At 64.5% G+C, this 17,853-nt stretch carries 18 protein-coding genes; 14 read left to right on the top strand and 4 right to left on the bottom strand.

Annotated features, from left to right (window positions below; all coding sequences use genetic code 11):
• The 12 genes from ACMV18_RS07975 to ACMV18_RS07920 form a co-directional block, all read left to right on the top strand.
• The coding region (locus ACMV18_RS07975; RefSeq protein ID WP_420817397.1) for a pilus assembly FimT family protein at positions 1 to 492 on the top strand (492 nt) is incomplete at its 5' end.
• 13 nt (positions 493 to 505) lie between these two features.
• Positions 506 to 847, top strand: a complete 342-nt coding sequence (gene gspI, locus ACMV18_RS07970; RefSeq protein ID WP_374257180.1) for a type II secretion system minor pseudopilin GspI — start codon at positions 506 to 508, stop codon at positions 845 to 847.
• Positions 848 to 857: 10 nt separating this feature from the next.
• Positions 858 to 1,523, top strand: coding sequence for a PulJ/GspJ family protein (locus ACMV18_RS07965; protein WP_420817396.1), 666 nt, complete (start codon positions 858 to 860; stop codon positions 1,521 to 1,523).
• A 20-nt stretch (positions 1,524 to 1,543) separates the two neighbouring features.
• A complete protein-coding gene (gene gspK / locus ACMV18_RS07960; protein WP_420817395.1) occupies positions 1,544 to 2,581 on the top strand; it encodes a type II secretion system minor pseudopilin GspK in 1,038 nt (345 codons plus the stop codon).
• A 124-nt stretch (positions 2,582 to 2,705) separates the two neighbouring features.
• The gene (gene gspL / locus ACMV18_RS07955; RefSeq protein WP_420817394.1) at positions 2,706 to 3,968 is read left to right on the top strand and encodes a type II secretion system protein GspL; all 1,263 of its coding nucleotides are present in this window, start codon (positions 2,706 to 2,708) and stop codon (positions 3,966 to 3,968) included.
• A 17-nt stretch (positions 3,969 to 3,985) separates the two neighbouring features.
• Positions 3,986 to 4,498, top strand: a complete 513-nt coding sequence (gene gspM / locus ACMV18_RS07950; protein ID WP_374257186.1) for a type II secretion system protein GspM — start codon at positions 3,986 to 3,988, stop codon at positions 4,496 to 4,498.
• A gap of 20 nt (positions 4,499 to 4,518) precedes the next feature.
• Positions 4,519 to 5,442, top strand: a complete 924-nt coding sequence (gene gspN / locus ACMV18_RS07945) for a type II secretion system protein N (protein ID WP_420817393.1) — start codon at positions 4,519 to 4,521, stop codon at positions 5,440 to 5,442.
• 3 nt (positions 5,443 to 5,445) lie between these two features.
• The gene (gene gspD, locus ACMV18_RS07940) at positions 5,446 to 7,704 is read left to right on the top strand and encodes a type II secretion system secretin GspD (protein WP_420817392.1); all 2,259 of its coding nucleotides are present in this window, start codon (positions 5,446 to 5,448) and stop codon (positions 7,702 to 7,704) included.
• Between the two features lie 15 nt (positions 7,705 to 7,719).
• Positions 7,720 to 9,144, top strand: a complete 1,425-nt coding sequence (gene gspE / locus ACMV18_RS07935) for a type II secretion system ATPase GspE (RefSeq protein ID WP_420817391.1) — start codon at positions 7,720 to 7,722, stop codon at positions 9,142 to 9,144.
• A gap of 19 nt (positions 9,145 to 9,163) precedes the next feature.
• A complete protein-coding gene (gene gspF / locus ACMV18_RS07930) occupies positions 9,164 to 10,387 on the top strand; it encodes a type II secretion system inner membrane protein GspF (protein ID WP_420817389.1) in 1,224 nt (407 codons plus the stop codon).
• A gap of 3 nt (positions 10,388 to 10,390) precedes the next feature.
• Positions 10,391 to 11,308 (top strand): 5'-nucleotidase, encoded by a 918-nt coding sequence (locus ACMV18_RS07925; RefSeq protein WP_420817388.1) that lies wholly within the window; start codon positions 10,391 to 10,393, stop codon positions 11,306 to 11,308.
• A gap of 2 nt (positions 11,309 to 11,310) precedes the next feature.
• A complete protein-coding gene (locus tag ACMV18_RS07920) occupies positions 11,311 to 11,646 on the top strand; it encodes a hypothetical protein (RefSeq protein ID WP_420817387.1) in 336 nt (111 codons plus the stop codon).
• A 23-nt stretch (positions 11,647 to 11,669) separates the two neighbouring features.
• Here ACMV18_RS07920 and ACMV18_RS07915 read toward each other — a convergent pair whose 3' ends face one another.
• The 4 genes from ACMV18_RS07915 to ACMV18_RS07900 are packed head-to-tail and all read right to left on the bottom strand — an operon-like array spanning position 11,670 to position 14,967.
• Positions 11,670 to 12,281: an MOSC domain-containing protein gene (locus ACMV18_RS07915; RefSeq protein ID WP_420817386.1), complete on the bottom strand. Its 612-nt coding sequence runs from the start codon at positions 12,279 to 12,281 to the stop codon at positions 11,670 to 11,672.
• A gap of 46 nt (positions 12,282 to 12,327) precedes the next feature.
• The gene (locus ACMV18_RS07910) at positions 12,328 to 13,476 is read right to left on the bottom strand and encodes an ATP-binding cassette domain-containing protein (protein ID WP_420817385.1); all 1,149 of its coding nucleotides are present in this window, start codon (positions 13,474 to 13,476) and stop codon (positions 12,328 to 12,330) included.
• On the bottom strand, positions 13,473 to 14,159 hold the full coding sequence (locus ACMV18_RS07905) for a molybdate ABC transporter permease subunit (RefSeq protein ID WP_420817384.1): 687 nt from the start codon (positions 14,157 to 14,159) through the stop codon (positions 13,473 to 13,475). Before ACMV18_RS07905 ends, ACMV18_RS07910 begins: the two co-directional genes overlap by 4 nt.
• A 4-nt stretch (positions 14,160 to 14,163) precedes the next feature.
• Positions 14,164 to 14,967, bottom strand: coding sequence for a hypothetical protein (locus ACMV18_RS07900; RefSeq protein WP_420817383.1), 804 nt, complete (start codon positions 14,965 to 14,967; stop codon positions 14,164 to 14,166).
• A gap of 312 nt (positions 14,968 to 15,279) precedes the next feature.
• On the opposite strand from ACMV18_RS07900, the gene ACMV18_RS07895 reads away from it, so the two are divergent.
• On the top strand, positions 15,280 to 17,136 hold the full coding sequence (locus tag ACMV18_RS07895; RefSeq protein ID WP_420817382.1) for a phosphoenolpyruvate carboxykinase (GTP): 1,857 nt from the start codon (positions 15,280 to 15,282) through the stop codon (positions 17,134 to 17,136).
• A 227-nt stretch (positions 17,137 to 17,363) separates the two neighbouring features.
• Positions 17,364 to 17,852 (top strand): hypothetical protein, encoded by a 489-nt coding sequence (locus tag ACMV18_RS07890; RefSeq protein WP_420817381.1) that lies wholly within the window; start codon positions 17,364 to 17,366, stop codon positions 17,850 to 17,852.
• Position 17,853: the final 1 nt, after the last annotated feature.

The raw sequence follows: 17,853 nt of genomic DNA, 5'->3' as shown, positions 1-17,853 counted from the left end.
AATCGCGGGCGCCCCCGCGGCTTCACGCTGCTGGAGTTGATGGTGGTGGTGGCCATGCTGGCCATTGCCACGGCCGTGGTGAGTTTTGCGGTGCCGGACCCGTCTTCGACGCGTTTGGAGCGCGAGGCCGCGCGGCTCATTGCTTTGTTGGAGTCGGCTCGTACGCAGGCGCGGGCCGGGGCCATGACCGTGTTGTGGGTGCCGCAAGCCAAAGGCAGTGAGGCGGACTACCAGTTTCTGGGGCTGCCAGCGGCGTTGATGCCGCCGTTGAAATGGCTGGAGCCCGAAGTGCGCGCCGAAGTCGTCGGTGCGCGCAGCATTGTGCTGGGGCCCGAGCCCGTGATTGGGGCGCAGAGTGTGCTGCTTCGTCTGGATGACAAGCAGATCATCGTGGGGACCAAAGGGCTCGGACCCTTCGAAGTGCTGAATGGTCAAGTCACCGAGGACAGCTTGCCCGGAGAGGATGGGGGCACCAATGCAACGTCGCCTTGAAGGGGATCCCGGCATGACCTTGATTGAGGTGCTGGTGGCCCTGGCCATTGTGGCCATGGCCTTGTCTGCCGGGATCAAGGCGGCCGGCGGCTTGAGCATCAACGCGCAGCGCATGACCGATTTGACGCTGGGCCAGTGGTGCGCTGAAAACCAATTGACCGGGCTGAAGCTGGCGAAGACCTTTCCGCCGGAGGGAGACAGCGATTTTCAATGTTCACAGCTTGGCCGCCGACTGCCAGGGAAGATGATGGTTCGTGCCACGCCCAATCCGAATTTCCGTCGTGTGGATGCGCAAGTGCTGGACGAGCAGGGCGCGCCGATCGTCAAGTTGTCGACGGTTTTGCCGCGGTTCTGAGGCGATGCCCGTGAACACCGTGCGTCGTCCCCTCACCCCTTTTCGGCACGCCTTGGGCTTCACGCTGATCGAGGTGTTGGTGTCCATCTTGATCTTGTCTGTACTGGCGGCATCCGCCTGGAAGGGCATGGATGCGATCACGCGGGCACGTGAGATTTCGGATGACAACTTGAAGCGAACCCTGCGACTGCAGGCGGTGATGACGCAACTGGAGACGGATCTGGCGCAGGTCACCGATACGCAGATCGTCAAGGGGCTTCAGTTTGATGGCGCGAATCTGTTGATGACGCGCCGCACCGGGGCAGGGGTTCGTGTGGTGGTCTGGTCGGTGCGAGACGGGCGGCTGCAGCGGTGGGCCAGCGCGGACACCACGCAGGTGGGCGTCTTGCAGAATCATTGGCGCACGGCGGGGCAGTTGCAAGGGCGAGAGCCCGGCACCCTGGTGGCGTTGCGTGGGGTGCTGCAATGGCAGGTGTACTGCTTTCGGGGCGGCGCCGTCACCAACTGTCAGTCCAGCGGCGACGTGGTCAAGAGCGGTGCCCCCTCGGGCGCGGTGGCGGCGCGTGAGCAGTTGCCCACGGCGGTTCGCGTGCAAGTCAGTTTGAGTGAGGGCAGCGGGTTTTCGGGTCTCTTGACGCGGGATCTGATGCTGGCGCCTCAGCCGGGCCAGAACTGAGGGACGTCATGACGGGAAACATGCATCTTCGATCGACGCTGACACCTCGGCGCGTGCGTGATGAGCGTGGCGCCGCCTTGTTGATGGCCATGGTGATTGTGACGCTGGTGGCCACGCTGTCCGCGTCCATGGTCTGGCAGCAGTGGCGCGCCGTTCAGGTCGAGGCGGCCGAGCGGGTGCGGTCTCAGGCGGGGTGGGTGCTGAGTGGTGCGCAAGATTGGGCGCGCATGATTTTGCGGGAAGACCAGCGAAACGGCGGGCCAGATCACTTGGGTGAGCCCTGGGCCATTCCGTTGGCGGAAGCCCGCTTGTCCACGTTCTTGGCCGCAGATGCGGCCAACAATGCGCGGGCCGGTGAGCAAGATGATGCCCCTGAGGCCTTCTTGTCAGGCAAGGTGGAGGATGCGTCCGCGCGGTACAACCTGCACAACTTGGTCAATGATCAGGGGGATGTGGTGCCGGAAGAGTTGGCGGTGTTTCGACGCTTGTGCGAAGCGGCCGGTTTGTCGCCCGCGCTGGCGGACGGTGTGGCCAACTCCTTGCGTCAGGCCTTGCTGGCCACGAAGTCGGGTGACGCCACTGCGCTGGACAAGCTGGGCGGGGACGAGGGCCGGAACAAGGCGCCGCTCTTGCCCCGGAGCGTGAGTGAGCTCACCTGGCTGGGGCTGGACGCCGGCACCGTGGAGCGGCTGCGTCCGTTCATCACCCTGTTGCCCGACGCCTCTCGTGTGAATGTGAACACGGCCAGCAAAGAGGTGATTGCTGCGGCGGTGGATGGGCTGGATTTGGCGCGTGCATCGCGCATCGTGCAGGAGCGGCAGCGCAATCCGTTCAAAACGGCGGACGCGATCACGACCATCCTCGGTGCGGGGCGATGGAATGTGGATCGTCTGGCCGTCACGTCTGACTTCTTTGAAGTGAGTGGTCGTCTGCGGATGGATGACAACGTGATCGAGCAGCGTCAGTTGCTCCAGCGTGTCGGGGCTGACGTGCTGGTGCGACAGCAGTCGCGGTTTTCGGGTTTGGAGTCATCATCCGGTATGACTGCGCCCCCATGATCGGGGTGTGTGAGGTGCCAAGCAGGTATGAATCCTTAAAGGGACGCGGCGAAGGCACTTCTACAATCGTCGGGCGCGCCAACCGGTGCGTTCCAAGGAACATTGAACATCTGAACGTCCGGGCATGAGCATTCTCATCATTCAACTGCCTGCACGCGCGCGTTTGAGCGGCGATGCGGAGGCTGCGGACGTCGGTGCGTCGTCATTTGGTGCTGCAGAGTACAGCTTCGTGCTGACCGACGACGGCATCAATGCCGTCAGGCAGGGGCGGGCAACGCCAGCCATGCTGCCACGTGCTGACAGCGTGATTGCGGTCATGTCCCCCATCGATGTCAGCTGGCATCGTTTGACCTTGCCGAAGGCGCCTCAGGCGCGCTTGCGTGCGGCGTTGGCCGGCTTGCTCGAGGAGTCGTTGCTGGATGATCCGGACAACCTGCATTTCGCGGTGGCGCCGGAAGCCAAGGTGGGGCAGATGGCCTGGGTCGCGACTTGCGATCACACCTGGCTCACGGCACAGCTGATGGCGCTGGAGAAAGCGCGTGTGCGGATCGATCGGGTGGTGCCCGGTGTGGCACCAGATGATCCGCCTGCGGCCTATTTTCACGAGCCCGGAGAGGGCGGCCCGGCTGCGGGGGATCCGAGCGCACAAGTGTTGCTGACATGGTCGTCGCCCGATGGGGTGTCGACGTGGCCCTTGACGGGGAGTTTGTCCCGCCAATTGTTGCCGGATCCCTTGCCTGTGCAAGCCCGCTTTTACGCGACGCCACCTGTGGCATCACAGTCCGAGCGTTGGCTGGGCCGAGCCGTCATGGTGCAGACGCCGCAGGCTTTCATGTTGGCGGCGGGACGTTCGCTGTGGAACCTCTTGCAGTTTGAGTTGACGCCTCGTAGCAAAGGACTGCAGGTTTTGTCAGACCGCTGGCGTCAGTTCCTCGGGCCGCAGTGGCGCCCGGTGCGGGTGGGCCTGGTGGCCTTGGCGCTGGTTCAACTGGTCGGACTGAATCTGTGGGCCTGGCAGCAAAAGTCGCAGATCAAGGCGCGTCGTGCGCAGATGGTTCAGGTCCTCAAAGAGGCGCATCCACAGGTTCAGGTGGTGGTTGATGCACCAGCACAAATGCAGCGCGCCACCGAGACGCTGCGTGCGCAGGCTGGGCAGCCGGGGGGCAATGATTTGGAGGCGCTGATGGCTGCACTGGCTAGTGCGTGGCCACCAGAAAAGCCCACGGCGCAGTTGCAGTACGACGGCAGCAGCCTGACCGTGGCCTTGCCCGCCGGGTGGCGCGCCGATGAGATGGCGCAGTTGCGGACACGCTTGTCTGCGCAAGGATTGGCGGTGAGCAGCGAGAGTGATGCGCTGGTCACGGTGCGTCGGGCTGTGCATCCTTGAGTTCGACAGGAAAGCAGATGGCTAAACAGTTTGTGCAACTCGAAGCGCTCCGTGCCCAGTGGCAGTCGACTTGGTCGGCCATGGCGCCTCGGGAGCGGCAGTTGTTGAGCGTGGCGGCGGCTTTGGCACTGCTCACGCTGGTGGTGATGGTGGGCGTGCGCCCGGCGGTCAAGTCGCTGGCGCAGACGCCGGCCCAGTTGCGTGAGCTGGATGCTCAGTTGGATCAGATGCGTCGCGAGGCCGAAGAGGCGCGGGTGCTGAAGCAACGCCCCCCCGTGCCACCGGTGCAAGCTGAGGCCGCATTGAAGGCGGCCACCGAGCGTTTGGGCGATGGCGCTCGGCTGATGACGCAGGGTGATCGCGCCACGGTCAACTTGACGGGTGTGTCGGGCAAGGCTTTGGCGTCGTGGTTGGATGAGGTCCGCTCTGGGGCGCGCGCCCGTCCCGTCGAGGCCGCCTTGCAGCAAAGCGCAGTCGGGGTGTACAACGGCACCATCACACTGGCCTTGTCTGGCCAGGGGGAGCAGTGACCTTGCCCGCGAAGTCACGCATGGCTGGACTGCCGTCCCTTTTCGCTCGCCGCCCTCGTTGGCTGCAGGGTGCGGCTGCCGCCACCACGCGGGCTTTGGATTCGACGTTCGAGTCCGAGCGGTGGGAGAGCATGCGTCGTGCGGGGCGCCGTTGGGGCTGGCTGGGCGCTGGGCTCGGGGCTGTGGCGGGGTTGGTGATGTGTGCGCCGGCCAGTTGGCTGGCGAATGCGGTCAACAGCGTGACGTCCCAACGCTTGTTGTTGGCCGAGGCCGATGGCACGGTGTGGCAAGGCAGCGCCGTGGCGGTGCTGAGCGGCGGCCCTGGGAGCCGAGACGCGCGTGTGTTGCCCGGGCGACTGCATTGGCAGTTGGGCTGGCGCGAGCGAGGGGTGAGTCTGGTGCTGCAGCAGGACTGTTGCACGCCCGAGCCCGTTGCGATTCACATCAAGCCATCGTGGGGCCGTGTGGATGTGACGGTGGGGACGCGCCCAGATCCGCGATCGGCCGTGCAGGCGTCTGGCGAACTGGGGCATTGGCCGGCGGCATGGCTGGGAGGCTTGGGGACACCCTGGAACACCTTGCAACTCAGCGGCGCATTGCGGGTCTCATCGAACCAGTTGTCTGTGGCGTGGGCCAAGGGACAACTGCAGGTTTCGGGTCAGGTTGAGATCTGGTTGGATCATGTGGCGTCACGTGTGACCACGTTGAACGAAATCGGGTCTTACAGACTCTTGCTGCAGGGGCGTCCGCAAGGACCCGTGCAGATGTCCATGCGCACCCTGGAGGGGGCGCTGCAACTGTCTGGCGAGGGCCAGATTGGACCGCGAGGCGTGCAGTTTCGTGGCGAGGCCCGTGCGAGCGAGGCGGAGCGCGGTGCCTTGGACAATTTGTTGAACATCATCGGGCGCCGCGAAGGCGACCGTTCTGTCATTTCGATCGGATAAGTCATGAAGCACCAACTTCTGCTGACTCGCCCCCGTGCCACGGCGCTGGTGATGGCGCTGGCCTTGACCTTCGGTCCTGGAGGGCTGTTGCCTGCCGGGCTGGCCATGGCGGCGACCAAGTCGGCCGTTCGCAAGGAGGGGCCGACGGTCACGCTCAACTTCGTGAATGCGGAGATTGAGGGTGTGGCGCGTGCGATGGCGGCGATCGTGGAACGTCAGATCCTGGTCGATCCGCGAGTCAAGGGCAACATCACGCTGTACAGCGATCAGCCGCTGACGCCGCGAGAGGCCTACCTGAATTTCCTGGCGGCCCTGCGCGGACAGGGGTTCACGGTGGTGGAAGTGTCGGGGCTGCTGAAGGTGGTGCCCGAGGCCGAGGCCAAGCTGCAGACCGGTACGGTGGATGTCGGGGCGGTGAAGCGCTCGGGTGATCAGGTCATCACGCAGATTTTCCGCGTGCAGTACGAAACCGCCAATAACCTGGTGACGGTGCTGCGTCCGCTGATCAGCCCGAACAACACGATCAATGCGAATGCCGCCACCAACACGCTGGTGATCACCGACTACGCGGACAACCTCAAACGCATCGCGCAAATGATTGCGGCGCTGGATGTGCCGGTGGCCACGGACATGGAAGCGATTCCGCTGCAGTACGCGATTGCCTCCGATCTGGCGCCGGTGGTGCAGAAGATGGCCGATGGCAGCGGCAGTGCGGCAGCCCCCGGTGGTGCGGCAGGGGGCAGCCCCAGCACGCTGGTGATGGCCGATGCCCGGACCAACACCTTGCTGGTGCGGGCGCCGAACGCGGCACGCATGGCATTGGTTCGCACGCTGATTCAGCGACTGGACCGTCCCGGGACCTCGGGGCTGGGCGGCAGCGGCATCCACGTGGTGTATTTGAAGAACGCCGACGCGGTGAAGTTGGCGCAGGTGTTGCGCGCAGCCTTCCCGAGTGCCAATGGCTCGACCAGTGGCAGTGCATCGGGTGCCAGTGGGACGGGGGCTTCTTCGCCGTTGAATGCGGGCACCGGAGCGAGCACGGCTGCGGCCACGTCCACGCAGTCCGGTACCGCGTCGTCGCAGAGCGCTTCGCCTGTGGCGGCTTCGGCGCAGCCCTCGACCGGCGGCTTCATTCAGGCTGATCCGGCCACCAATTCGCTCGTCATCACGGCGACCGATTCGATGTATCGCCAGTTGCGCGCCGTGATCGACCAGCTGGATGGTCGTCGTGCGCAGATTTACATCGAGGCGATGATCGTGAAGGTCGATGCCGAGAAGGCCGCGCAGTTGGGTGTCCAGTGGGCGGGGGCTGCGGGCAGCAACAAGATCGTGGGCGTGGGGACCAACTTGGGCACCACGGACATTTCGTCGCTGACCAGCGCCATCGCCACGGCCAAGAGCGGCGGCATTCCCTCGGTGGGTGGCTTGACGGTGGCCTTGGCGCGTCGTTTGAGTGACGGCACGTACAGCCTGGGCGCTTTGGCCAACTTCCTGCAGACCGAAGCCGGCGGCAACATTCTGTCCACACCGAATCTGGTGACCCTGGACAACGAAGAGGCCAAGATCGTGGTGGGTGAGAACGTGCCCTTCGTGACGGGCAGCTACACCAACGCTGGCACGACCTCGTCCGGAACGGTGAACCCTTTCCAGACCATCGAACGCAAAGACGTGGGTTTGACGCTGCGTGTGCGGCCGCAAGTGGGCGAGGGCGGCACCGTGCGCATGACCATCTTCCAGGAAGATGCGCGCGTGTCGTCCACCTCCACCACCAGTGGCCCCACCACCTCCAAGAGCTCGATCGAGAGCACCGTGGTGGTGGACGACGGGCAGGTGCTGGTCCTGGGCGGTCTGATGAAGGACGAGTACAGCGATGAGGCCTCGAAGGTGCCCTTGCTGGGCGACATCCCGGTGGTGGGCAACCTGTTCAAGAGCCAGGAGCGCAGCCGCAAGAAGACCAACCTGATGGTGTTCTTGCGTCCGATCGTGATGCGCACGCAGGAAGCGGCCAACGCCTTGACGATGGACCGTTACGACCTGATGCGTCAGCGCCAGGCGGACAGCAAGCCGGCAGAGCACCCGGTGCTGGGCATCAACGAGGTGCCGATGCTGGATCCGCTCAAGCTCAGCAACCAGCTGAGCATGCCCTCGGTGCGTCAGCCCCTGGACGAGCCCAACGGGCCCACGCCCACGGTGGTCATGCCCGGGGACTCGCGTTATGCGCCCAAGCTGATGCCGACCCCGTCGGCACCGGCCGGCCAGTAAGCGGGAGCGCGCGTCATGGCCGTTCGCTACCCCTTGCCTTATGCCTTTGCGAAGGCCCAGGGCGTTTTGCTGGAATGTGACGGGCCGCGCAGCACGCTGTGGGCGAGTCTCACGGTGTCGCCTTCTGCCTTGTCGGAGGTGATGCGTGTCCACGCGGTCGACGTGATCGAGCACGAGGCGCCTGACGCCTTGTCGCAGCGCATCGCGGCGGCCTATGCCGGCGGCGAAGGCAGTGCGGCGGCCGTGGTCGGCGAGGTGGAAAGCGCCGTCGACCTGTCGCGCATGATGCAGGACCTGCCCGCGGTGGAAGACCTGCTGGAGTCCAGCAACGACGCCCCCATCATCCGGATGCTCAATGCGTTGCTGACCCAGGCGGCCAAAGACGGCGCGTCGGACATTCACATCGAGCCCTATGAGCGCTCGTCAGCGGTGCGTTTCCGCGTTGATGGCACGCTGCGTGAAGTGGTGCAGCCCAACAAGGCGCTGCATGCGGCGCTCATCTCGCGCCTGAAGATCATGGCCGAGCTCGACATCTCCGAGAAGCGCTTGCCGCAAGACGGGCGCATCAGCTTGCGCATCGGTGGCCGTGCGGTGGATGTGCGGGTGTCGACCTTGCCGTCGGCCCATGGCGAGCGCGCGGTGCTGCGGATTCTGGACAAGGGCGACACCAGCAAGTTCACCCTCGAATCCTTGGGCATGAGTGGCGACACGCTGGACCGCTTCAAGCGCCTGCTGCGTCAGCCGCACGGCATCGTGCTGGTCACCGGTCCCACGGGCTCTGGCAAGACCACCACCTTGTACGCCGGCTTGAGCACGGTGGATGCCGCCACTACCAATGTGCTGACGGTCGAAGACCCGGTCGAATACGAGTTGCCTGGGATCGGTCAGACTCAGGTGAATGCAAAGATCGACCTGACCTTTGCCAAGGCCTTGCGCGCCATCCTGCGCCAAGACCCGGACGTCATCATGATTGGTGAAATCCGCGACTTCGAAACCGCGCAGATTGCGGTGCAGGCCTCGCTGACCGGTCACTTGGTCTTGGCCACCTTGCACACCAACGATGCGCCCAGTGCCGTCACCCGGTTGACCGACATGGGCATCGAGCCCTTCCTCTTGTCGTCGTCTTTGCTGGGCGTGCTGGGACAGCGGCTGGTGCGCAAGCTGTGCCCGCATTGCAAACGGCAGGATGGTCACGGCAAGTGGCATCCGGTGGGTTGCAGCGAATGCGGCATGAGCGGCTACAAGGGTCGAACCGGTGTCTATGAGCTGATGGTGGCCGACGACGAGATCCGTGAGCTCATCCACAGCCGTGCCGCCGAGGCCCGCCTGGCCGAAGTGGCGCAGGCCGCGGGCATGAAGACCATGCGTGACGACGGTGACCGTCTGGTGGCCGAAGGTGTGACCTCGCTGGAAGAGGTTTTGCGCGTGACGCGCGAATAAGCAAGGCGAGGTTTTCAACATGCCAGCCTTCCGTTTTGAAGCCCTCGACGCGTCGGGCAAGACCGTCAACGGGCTGGTGGAAGCCGACAACCCCAAGGCGGCGCGCACGCAATTGCGCGCGCAGCAACTGGTGCCCTTGAAGGTGGACGTGGTGGCCATGGCCGCCGAGGGTGCGGCGCAAGGGGCCACCCAGCTGTTTGCGCGCCGGGTGTTCAACCCGACCGCCTTGGCCATCTGGACCCGACAACTGTCGGGTCTGGTCGTGGCGGGCCTGCCTCTGGAGCGCGCCTTGACGGCCTTGGCGGACGAGGCCGAAGACCCACGTCAGCGTGAGCTGGTGGCTCACTTGCGTGCCGAGGTGAACGCTGGCGCCCCCTTTGCCCAAGCCTTGTCGGGCTCGCCCCGCGAGTTCGACGATGTTTACCGTGGCGTGGTGGCCGCTGGCGAGCAAAGCGGTCAGTTGGGGCAGGTGCTGGAAAAGCTGGCCACCGATCTGGAAGAGCAGCAGGCCCTTCGCAGCAAGCTCATCGGTGCCACCCTGTACCCGGCCATCGTGTCGGTGTTTGCGGTGGTGATCGTGGTGGCCTTGCTGGTGTTTGTGGTGCCGCAGGTGGCGCAGGTGTTCTCCAGCAGCAAGCGGGCCTTGCCCATGCTGACGCAGTTCATGCTGGGGCTGAGTGCCTTCATGCGCAACTGGGGCTGGTTGCTGGCGCTGGCGCTGATCGGCGGGGGCGTTGGCCTCATGGTGGCGCGCCGTGATGAGGGGTTTCGCGAGCGATTCGATGCGGCCTGGTTGGGGCTGCCCATCATCGGGCGGCTGGCGCGGGGCTACAACGCCGCGCGCTTTGCCGGCACCCTGGCCATGCTGGCCGGATCGGGTGTGCCCATTCTGAAAGCCCTGCAAGCGGCGGCCGAAACCTTGTCCAACCGTGCCATGCGCGCCGACGCCATGGACTGCCTGGTTCAGGTGCGAGAAGGCGCGCCGCTGGCTTCGGCCTTGGCCGCCAAGAAGCGGTTTCCGGGCCTGCTTGCCATGTTCGCGCGCTTGGGCGAACAGACGGGGCAGTTGCCCGTGATGCTGCAGCGTGCGGCCAACCAGCTGGGCGCAGAGGTGCAGCGCAAGGCGCTGGCCATCGCCACGGTGCTGGAGCCCCTGTTGATCGTGGCCATGGGCCTGATCGTGATGCTGATCGTGATGTCGGTGATGATGCCGATCATGCAGATGAACACCTGGGTGAAGTGAGCCATGCCAGCCAGTCTCAACGGTCGCCTGGTGGTGGCCATTTCCTCGCGTGCGCTGTTTGACTTTGAAGAGGAAAACCACCTCTTTGAAGGCAGCGATGACCGCGCCTACATGGCCTTGCAGCAGCAAAAGCTCGATGAGCCCGCCAAGCCGGGTGTCGCGTTTTCTCTGGTGCGCAAGCTGCTGGCCTTCAACACGCCCGAGCAGTCGCGGGTCGAGGTGGTGATCCTGTCTCGCAATGACCCGGTGTCGGGCATGCGGGTGTTCCGTTCAGCCCATCACTATGGCTTGCCGATCGAGCGTGGTGTGTTCACCCGCGGTGAAAGTCCCTGGCGTTATCTGCGTCCCTTGCAGGCGCACTTGTTCTTGTCAGCCAATGACGCCGATGTGCGTTCGGCGCTGGCGGTCGGGGTGCCAGCCGCGCGGGTCTTGCCCCATGCGGCGCGAGCAGCCGAGGGCCATCCGAACGAGGTGCGCATTGCGTTCGACGGCGACGCGGTGCTGTTTTCCGATGAGGCCGAGCAGGTCTACCAGCAAGGTGGCCTGGAGGCCTTTCAGGCGCACGAAGTGGCCCTGGCTCGCCAGCCCTTGCCGGACGGCCCGTTCAAGCCCTTGCTCGAAGCCCTGCATGTGTTGCAGCAAGCCGAGGCGCAAGGCACCACCGGCGGCATGCGCTTGCGAACTGCGCTGGTGACGGCACGGGGGGCGCCGGCGCACGAGCGCGCCATCCGCACCCTGATGAACTGGGGCATTGATGTGCACGAGGCGCTGTTCTTGGGTGGGCTGCCCAAGGGGGAGTTTCTGCGCGAGTTCGAACCCGACTTCTTCTTTGACGATCAGGCGGGGCACGTCGAGAATGCGGCGCCGCATGTGCCGTCGGGGCATGTGGCGGCTGGGGTGACCAACGCGCCGAAAGGGTGATCATGGCCGATGACTTGTCTGACTTTTTTGCCTTGCCCCCGTTCAAAGCCGACGAGGCTTTGGTGACCTTGCGCCGCAATGTGCGGGACATCAAGCTGTTGACGGAGAAGGTCAATGGGGCCGTGACCACGTTCCACTTGCGGCAGCTGCCCGTGGTGGAGATGAACCTGACGCCCGGCGTGTCTGCATCGGGTCAGCCTGCGATGGTGCTCAAGCAGGCCAAGCGGCCCAGCCAGCGCCCGGAGTGGCAAACCCATACGTTGGCGTCGAGCGCCGAGGTGCGCAAATGGCTGGATCAGCTCAAGCTCAGCGTGAAACGCTGGGACGACGAAGACTGAGCGGGATGCCGCTGTGACACTGTTCAGTCGGTGTGGCGGCGGTTCATCTTGGCGCGGAACAGTTCGGCGATGCTCACTTCCCGACGACCGGGGATGATCTCGTAGCTTTCGCCGGCGTGAATCGCGCCATCCTGAATGACGGACAGGTAGAAGCCGCAGTAGCCGGATTGCGCCATCATCTTCGTGGCTTGCTTGAAGCCCATGATGGCGTCGAACTTGAAGCAGGGCTTGCGAGGTTCGCTGATGGCCAGCACGCAATTGGCAAAGCGCAACTGATCGCCGACAAAGGCATCTGCCTCGAGCAGGCCGGTCAAGGTCAGGTTCTCGCCCATCATGCCGTGGGGCATGGGTTCGTCCCAAGCCTGGACCTTAGCCTGCGCACGCACCGTCTGCCAGAAGGCATAGTGCTCGTGCGGGTAGGCATACAAGGCCTTGTTCAAGCCGCCGTGCACGCTGAGGTCGGCCTGTTCATCGCCGGCCAAACCCAGTGGGCGAACGTCCACGGCATGGGGCGCATCGAGCGTGCTGACGGCACGTTTGCGAATGCCCGTGAGGATTTTGCGGCCGTCAATCTCGATCGGGGTGGCGACGGCTGTGTTCACGGACAGCAGTTGGCGCGGAAGCAGGCTGGGCATGGCGGGCAAATCAGGCAGCAGTCGACAGGGCGACAGTATGCGCCAGTCAGTGCCATCCCGTGACCTGTGTGGCCATGGCCTTGAAGCCGACCACGCAGGGGTGCCCCGGGGCCCAGCCCATTTGCTGAATGGCCTTGCGGGTCAGCATGGCCCACAGGTGGACGGGTGGACGTGGTGAATCGCCGCTGAAGTCCAGCGCATGGTCCAGCGCCACCACCACGGCGCCATAGCTGCCGTGTTCGCCCGCCAGCATCACCTGTGTCACGATGCCCCTGAGGTGATTGCTGCTGCTGGTGTCCGCGGGCATCTCTTTGTGCAAGCTCAGGTCACGCGCACGCAATTTCAGGCGCACCTTGCTGCCCAGCGGAAACAAGGTGGCCGGGACGGTGACGCGTTGCCCGCAGACATCGATCTCGCTGAGCAGCCAGTCGATGTCGTGCCGTTTGACCTCGCCCTCCAGCACGCTGCCGGCCTGCTCGCCGTCCAGGAACGTGCCGAACGACACATCGGACAGAATCTGCGGCACGGCGCCTGCACTGGCAGTACGGCCCTCGTGAATGATCACCATGTCATCCGCCATGGCGATGACCTCGTCCATGCGCGTGCTGACCAGCACGGTCGGGAGTTGGCATCGACGCGGGACCTCTGCCAGCATGCTCAACAGCGGTGCGCGCTCGGCTGCGGGCAGTGCGGCGAGGGGATCATCCAGCAGCAAAGCATGAGGGGCGGACAGCAAGGCGCGCCCCAGTGCCACGCGAAAACGCTGTGCGTGGGTGAGTTGCGTGGGGCTGTGGTCCAACATGTGCGCAATGTCCAGCCAGCGAGCGAGGTCATGGACGTCGGTGCGGGGCGTGCGCGAGGTGTCTCGGTGGCGGTATGTCAGATTGCCTTTGACCGACAGGTGCGGCAGCAGGGGGGACTGTGCACTGAGCCACGCCAGGTGGCGCTTGTGGGCCGGCCAGTTCACCTTGGCGGCTGAGTCGTATATGACCTCGTTGCCCAAGGCGATGCGCCCACCGCGTGCCGGGATCAGGCCCGCTGCGGCCCGAAGTACCTCGCTCAGGCCGGCGGCCTCGTGTCCGACCAAGGCACAGGTGCGACCCGGCAGAACGCGAAACTGGGTGCGCACGTCCAGCCCGGTGAGTTGCAGGCGCAACTCCACACTGAGGCTGCGGGGCAGGGGGCGTGCCGTCATGGTCGATGTGCTCGCGTGGGCTGGGTGCGCCACTGCCTGCGAGCCCATTCACTCACGCCAACGGCCACCATGGCGACCGCGACAGCGCAGGTCGCCAGAGGCCAGGCGTTCGAGGGCGATTCGCGCCACAGCGTCAAGGGCACCGTGGCAGCGTGTGTGGCGTCGGGCAGCAGCGTGGCCAACATGATGGTGGCCCCAGACTCGCCCCAGGCTGCGGCAAAGCCGAGCGCCCAGGCCGAGGCCACGGCTGGCCATCGGGGGCGCCACCAGGCAGACCACCAGGCTTGCCAGGGCGAGGCACCCAAGGTGCGCACCGCAGCCAGCAGTTCGGGGCATTGCGCCTCAAAGGCTGGGCGTAGCATGCGGATCATCATGGGCGTGACCATGACGCTGGCGACCAGCACGGCGCCATCTGGAATGAGGCGCAGCGTCCAGCCTGTCCATTCGTGGAGCAACTCGCCCCCCGCGCTGTGGGCCGAGAGCGCCGACCACAGCAGAAATCCGACGACGACGGGTGGCAGACCGACGGGGAGCAAGATCAGGCTGTCGAGCAAAGGGTGGTCGGCCCAGCGGCGCTGACTCATCCAACCCGCAGCGACCACCGCCAAAGGACCGGAGACCAGCAGGGACCACAAGGCCACCTGCCCGCTGAGCATCAAGGCATCCAGGCTGCTTGGGGGCACCGGTTCAGCCCTTGGGCGTGGCAGCTGGCTGCCAGCCGGCGCCCGCGCGCTTCATGACGCCTTGGGCCAAGGGCCATTGCAGCCAGCTGACCAACAGCTTGGCGCCAGGGTGCCGCACGCGAAACGAGCACGCCACCTGAACGGCCAACTGCATCGAGGGGCCCCCTTGCATCCAGACTTTCAGCTTTTCTCCCTTGGGTGGCAGTTTTTGCCATTGGGCTTGTGTGATCAGTCGATAGGCGGGTGGTCGAGCGCGACCCGGTGTGCTCGTCACCGACGGCAGCTTGGCGATCTGACCTTGCGTCCAGCGGTCGGCCAGGGCGCTCAGGGCGGAGCCGGGCTCCGTGGGGCGCCATTGCGCGGCGCCCGCTGCACTGGCCGCCATGATTTGACGCAAGGCGCGGCCGGGGTCGGTCTCGCCGCGGATGCCTGCCACATCGTCTTCCGGTCCCACGATCAGGACGTCGGTGCGAGCAATGGTCTGGCGGCTGTGAATGAGGCCCTGCTTGTCGAGTTCATCGGCGCGTGGGTGGTGCAGGAACAGTCCTGCGTCCACATGGCCTTGTTCAAGCTGGTCCAGCAGCACGCGCGTTTCCATGGCTTGCCATCGCGCCGACCAGCCCAAGTCCTGCCGCATGGCCGTCTGCCACTGCGAGGTCAGGCCAGTGCTGATCAGGATGGGGTCGGTGCCCACCAAGGGACTTTCTGCGCGGGGCGCAACCCGAGGATTCGCCCAGAGTGACGTCGAGCCCAAAGCCAGCGAAGTCGAGGCCCATTGAATGACAGTTCGGCGATCCATTTCAGACATGCGATGACAAAAGCGAGAGCGAGGTGAGCAGGGCACCACAGGTGTCCAGCATACAAAAATCAGAACGCGGTGTGATCGAGTTCTCACCCCGCACAGAGGGGCAGGGCATCCCCCCATCCAGCAGGGGGGCCCCAAAACGCTCCAGATGTTTTAGAATACGCGGTTACCAACTCAGCAACCGTAGGCGCCATGCGTGCCCGTGTTGATCGTGCTGGGCGGGGTGTCGATAACGTTGCAAGTGCTTGATTCTGATCAAGAAAAGCATGTCAGCAGCGTTGCCGAGACCCTGTTTTTTATTTTTTGGAGTTTGTCATGACTGCTGCTGTTCAGGTGAATGCACCTGCATACGTCAAGAACCAGAAGCTGATTGCCTGGGTGGCCGAAATCGCCGCTCTGACACAGCCCAAGGACATCGTCTGGTGCGATGGCACCACCGAAGAGTACGACCGCCTGTGCGCCCAACTGGTGGCTGCCGGCTCGTTCAAGAAGCTGAATTCTGAAAAGCGCCCCAACTCCTACCTGGCCTGGACCCACCCGTCCGACGTGGCCCGCGTGGAAGACCGCACCTTCATCTGCTCCGAGCGCAAGGAAGACGCCGGCCCCACCAACAACTGGTGTGAGCCTGCTGAAATGCGCGCCAAGCTGCAAACCGGCGAAAACGCCCTGTTCAAGGGCGCCATGAAGGGCCGCACCATGTACGTGGTGCCGTTCTCGATGGGCCCTCTGGGTTCCAACATCGCCCACATCGGCGTGGAACTGTCTGATAGCGCCTACGTGGCTGTCAACATGAAGCTCATGACCCGCATGGGCAAGGGCGTGATCGACGTGCTGGGTGCGGACGGTGAATTCGTGCCTTGCGTGCACACCGTGGGCGCGCCGCTGGCCGAAGGTCAACAAGATGTGGCGTGGCCTTGCAACCCCGACACCAAGTACATCGTCCACTACCCCACGACCCGTGAAATCTGGTCGTACGGTTCGGGCTACGGCGGCAACGCGCTGTTGGGCAAGAAGTGCTTCGCTCTGCGTATTGCTTCGACGATGGGCCGTGACCAAGGCTGGCTGGCTGAGCACATGCTGCTGCTGGGCGTCACCAACCCCGAAGGCAAGAAGTACCACGTGGCTGCCGCTTTCCCATCGGCTTGCGGCAAGACCAACTTCTCCATGCTGATCCCACCAGAAGGCTACAACGGCTGGAAGGTCACCACCATCGGTGACGACATCGCCTGGATCAAGCCTGCTGCCGACGGCAAGCTGTACGCCATCAATCCTGAAGCTGGTTACTTCGGCGTGGCCCCTGGCACCAACACCCTGACCAACTTCAACTGCATGAAGTCGCTGGACCGTGACGTGATCTTCACGAACGTGGCCCTGACCGACGACGGCGACGTGTGGTGGGAGTCGATGACCGACGAGGCCCCGGCTCACCTGATCGACTGGCAAGGCAACGACTGGACCCCTGCCATCGCCAAGGAAAAGGGCACCAAGGCTGCGCACCCCAACGCCCGCTTCACCGTGGCTGCCACCAACAACCCTGCGCTGGACAGCGAGTGGGACAACCCCGCTGGCGTGCCGATCGACGCTTTCATCTTCGGTGGCCGTCGTTCGACCACCGTGCCGCTGGTGACCGAAGCCCGTGACTGGACCGAAGGCGTCTACATGGCTGCCACCATGGGTTCTGAAACCACCGCTGCCGCTTTCGGTCAGCAAGGTGTGGTGCGTCGCGATCCGTTCGCCATGCTGCCGTTCATGGGCTACAACATGAGCGACTACTTCCAGCACTGGCTGAACCTGGGCGCCAAGCTGCAAGCCGCTGGTCACACGCTGCCCAAGATCTACTGCGTGAACTGGTTCCGCAAGGGCGCTGACGGCAAGTTCGTGTGGCCTGGCTACAGCGAAAACATGCGCGTTCTGGAGTGGATGCTGGGTCGCCTGCAAGGCAAGGCCAATGGCGTGGAAAACGCATTCGGCATCAGTCCCACGTACGAAGACATCAACTGGAATGGTCTGAATTTCACCAAGGAACAGTTCCAGTCCGTCATCGGCATCGACAAGGCCGCTTGGCAGCAAGAACTGAAGTTGCACGACGAGCTGTTCACCCAGCTGTCGTACAACCTGCCAGCTGAAATGCCTGCTACCAAGGCCAAGCTGGAACAGCGCTTCGCAGCCTGATTGGTGCGTTTCGCTGAATGAAAACAGGCCCTTCGGGGCCTGTTTTGCTTTGGTGGACGGCTTGCCGCAGATGCGGTGACGTGCATGTGCAGGCGCTGAGGGGCCGCGACGCAATCCGTCTTTGCGGCGACATGCTGACGAGGGTTATCCATTCGGGGCTTGATCCGATGGCCCCGGCGCGGGCGCTTCCTACACTGGCTGGCACAGCGCAATCCTGTGGAGCCAGCATGACAGCGATGATATTCCCGCCGGCCGCCGCGAGCGTACGGAGACTCGGGTGGTGGCAGTATCTGACGGTGTTTGCGGCGTTGACGGCGCCGCAGGCCATTCCTCAGCAGGTCGATTTTCTGGCGGAGTTTGTGGGGCCGGCCTGGCTGCGCTGGAGTGCCGGGCCGTCCCTGCGCCTGACGGCACTGGCGGGGGGGTGTGGCAAGCGGTTTGACCGTGGTCGCACGGTCAATCTGGTTCGCGCCGCGGCCAGCGGTCCGTTGCGAGAGTCTCTGCCCATGCAGGCGGCCTTGGCGCCCTCACCGTTGGATGGGCGCATGGCCGTGCGTTTGCAATATCCCCACGATGCCGGGGTGCCTTGGCGTTGGGCGGTCGATGAGTTGCGTCCCCTGAGCGACGGCTGCTGGCTGGGCATGATGCATGTCGCCTTACCCGGTCTGCGGCATTTGCGGTTTCCGTTTTTGTTGACGCCGGTCCAGCGAGGGTGAG

Source organism: Aquabacterium sp. (assembly GCF_048860245.1).
Taxonomy (GTDB): Bacteria; Pseudomonadota; Gammaproteobacteria; order Burkholderiales; family Burkholderiaceae_C; genus Aquabacterium.
Note: the sequence above shows the minus strand (reverse complement) of the source record. Positions and strands in the feature narration are given on the sequence as shown.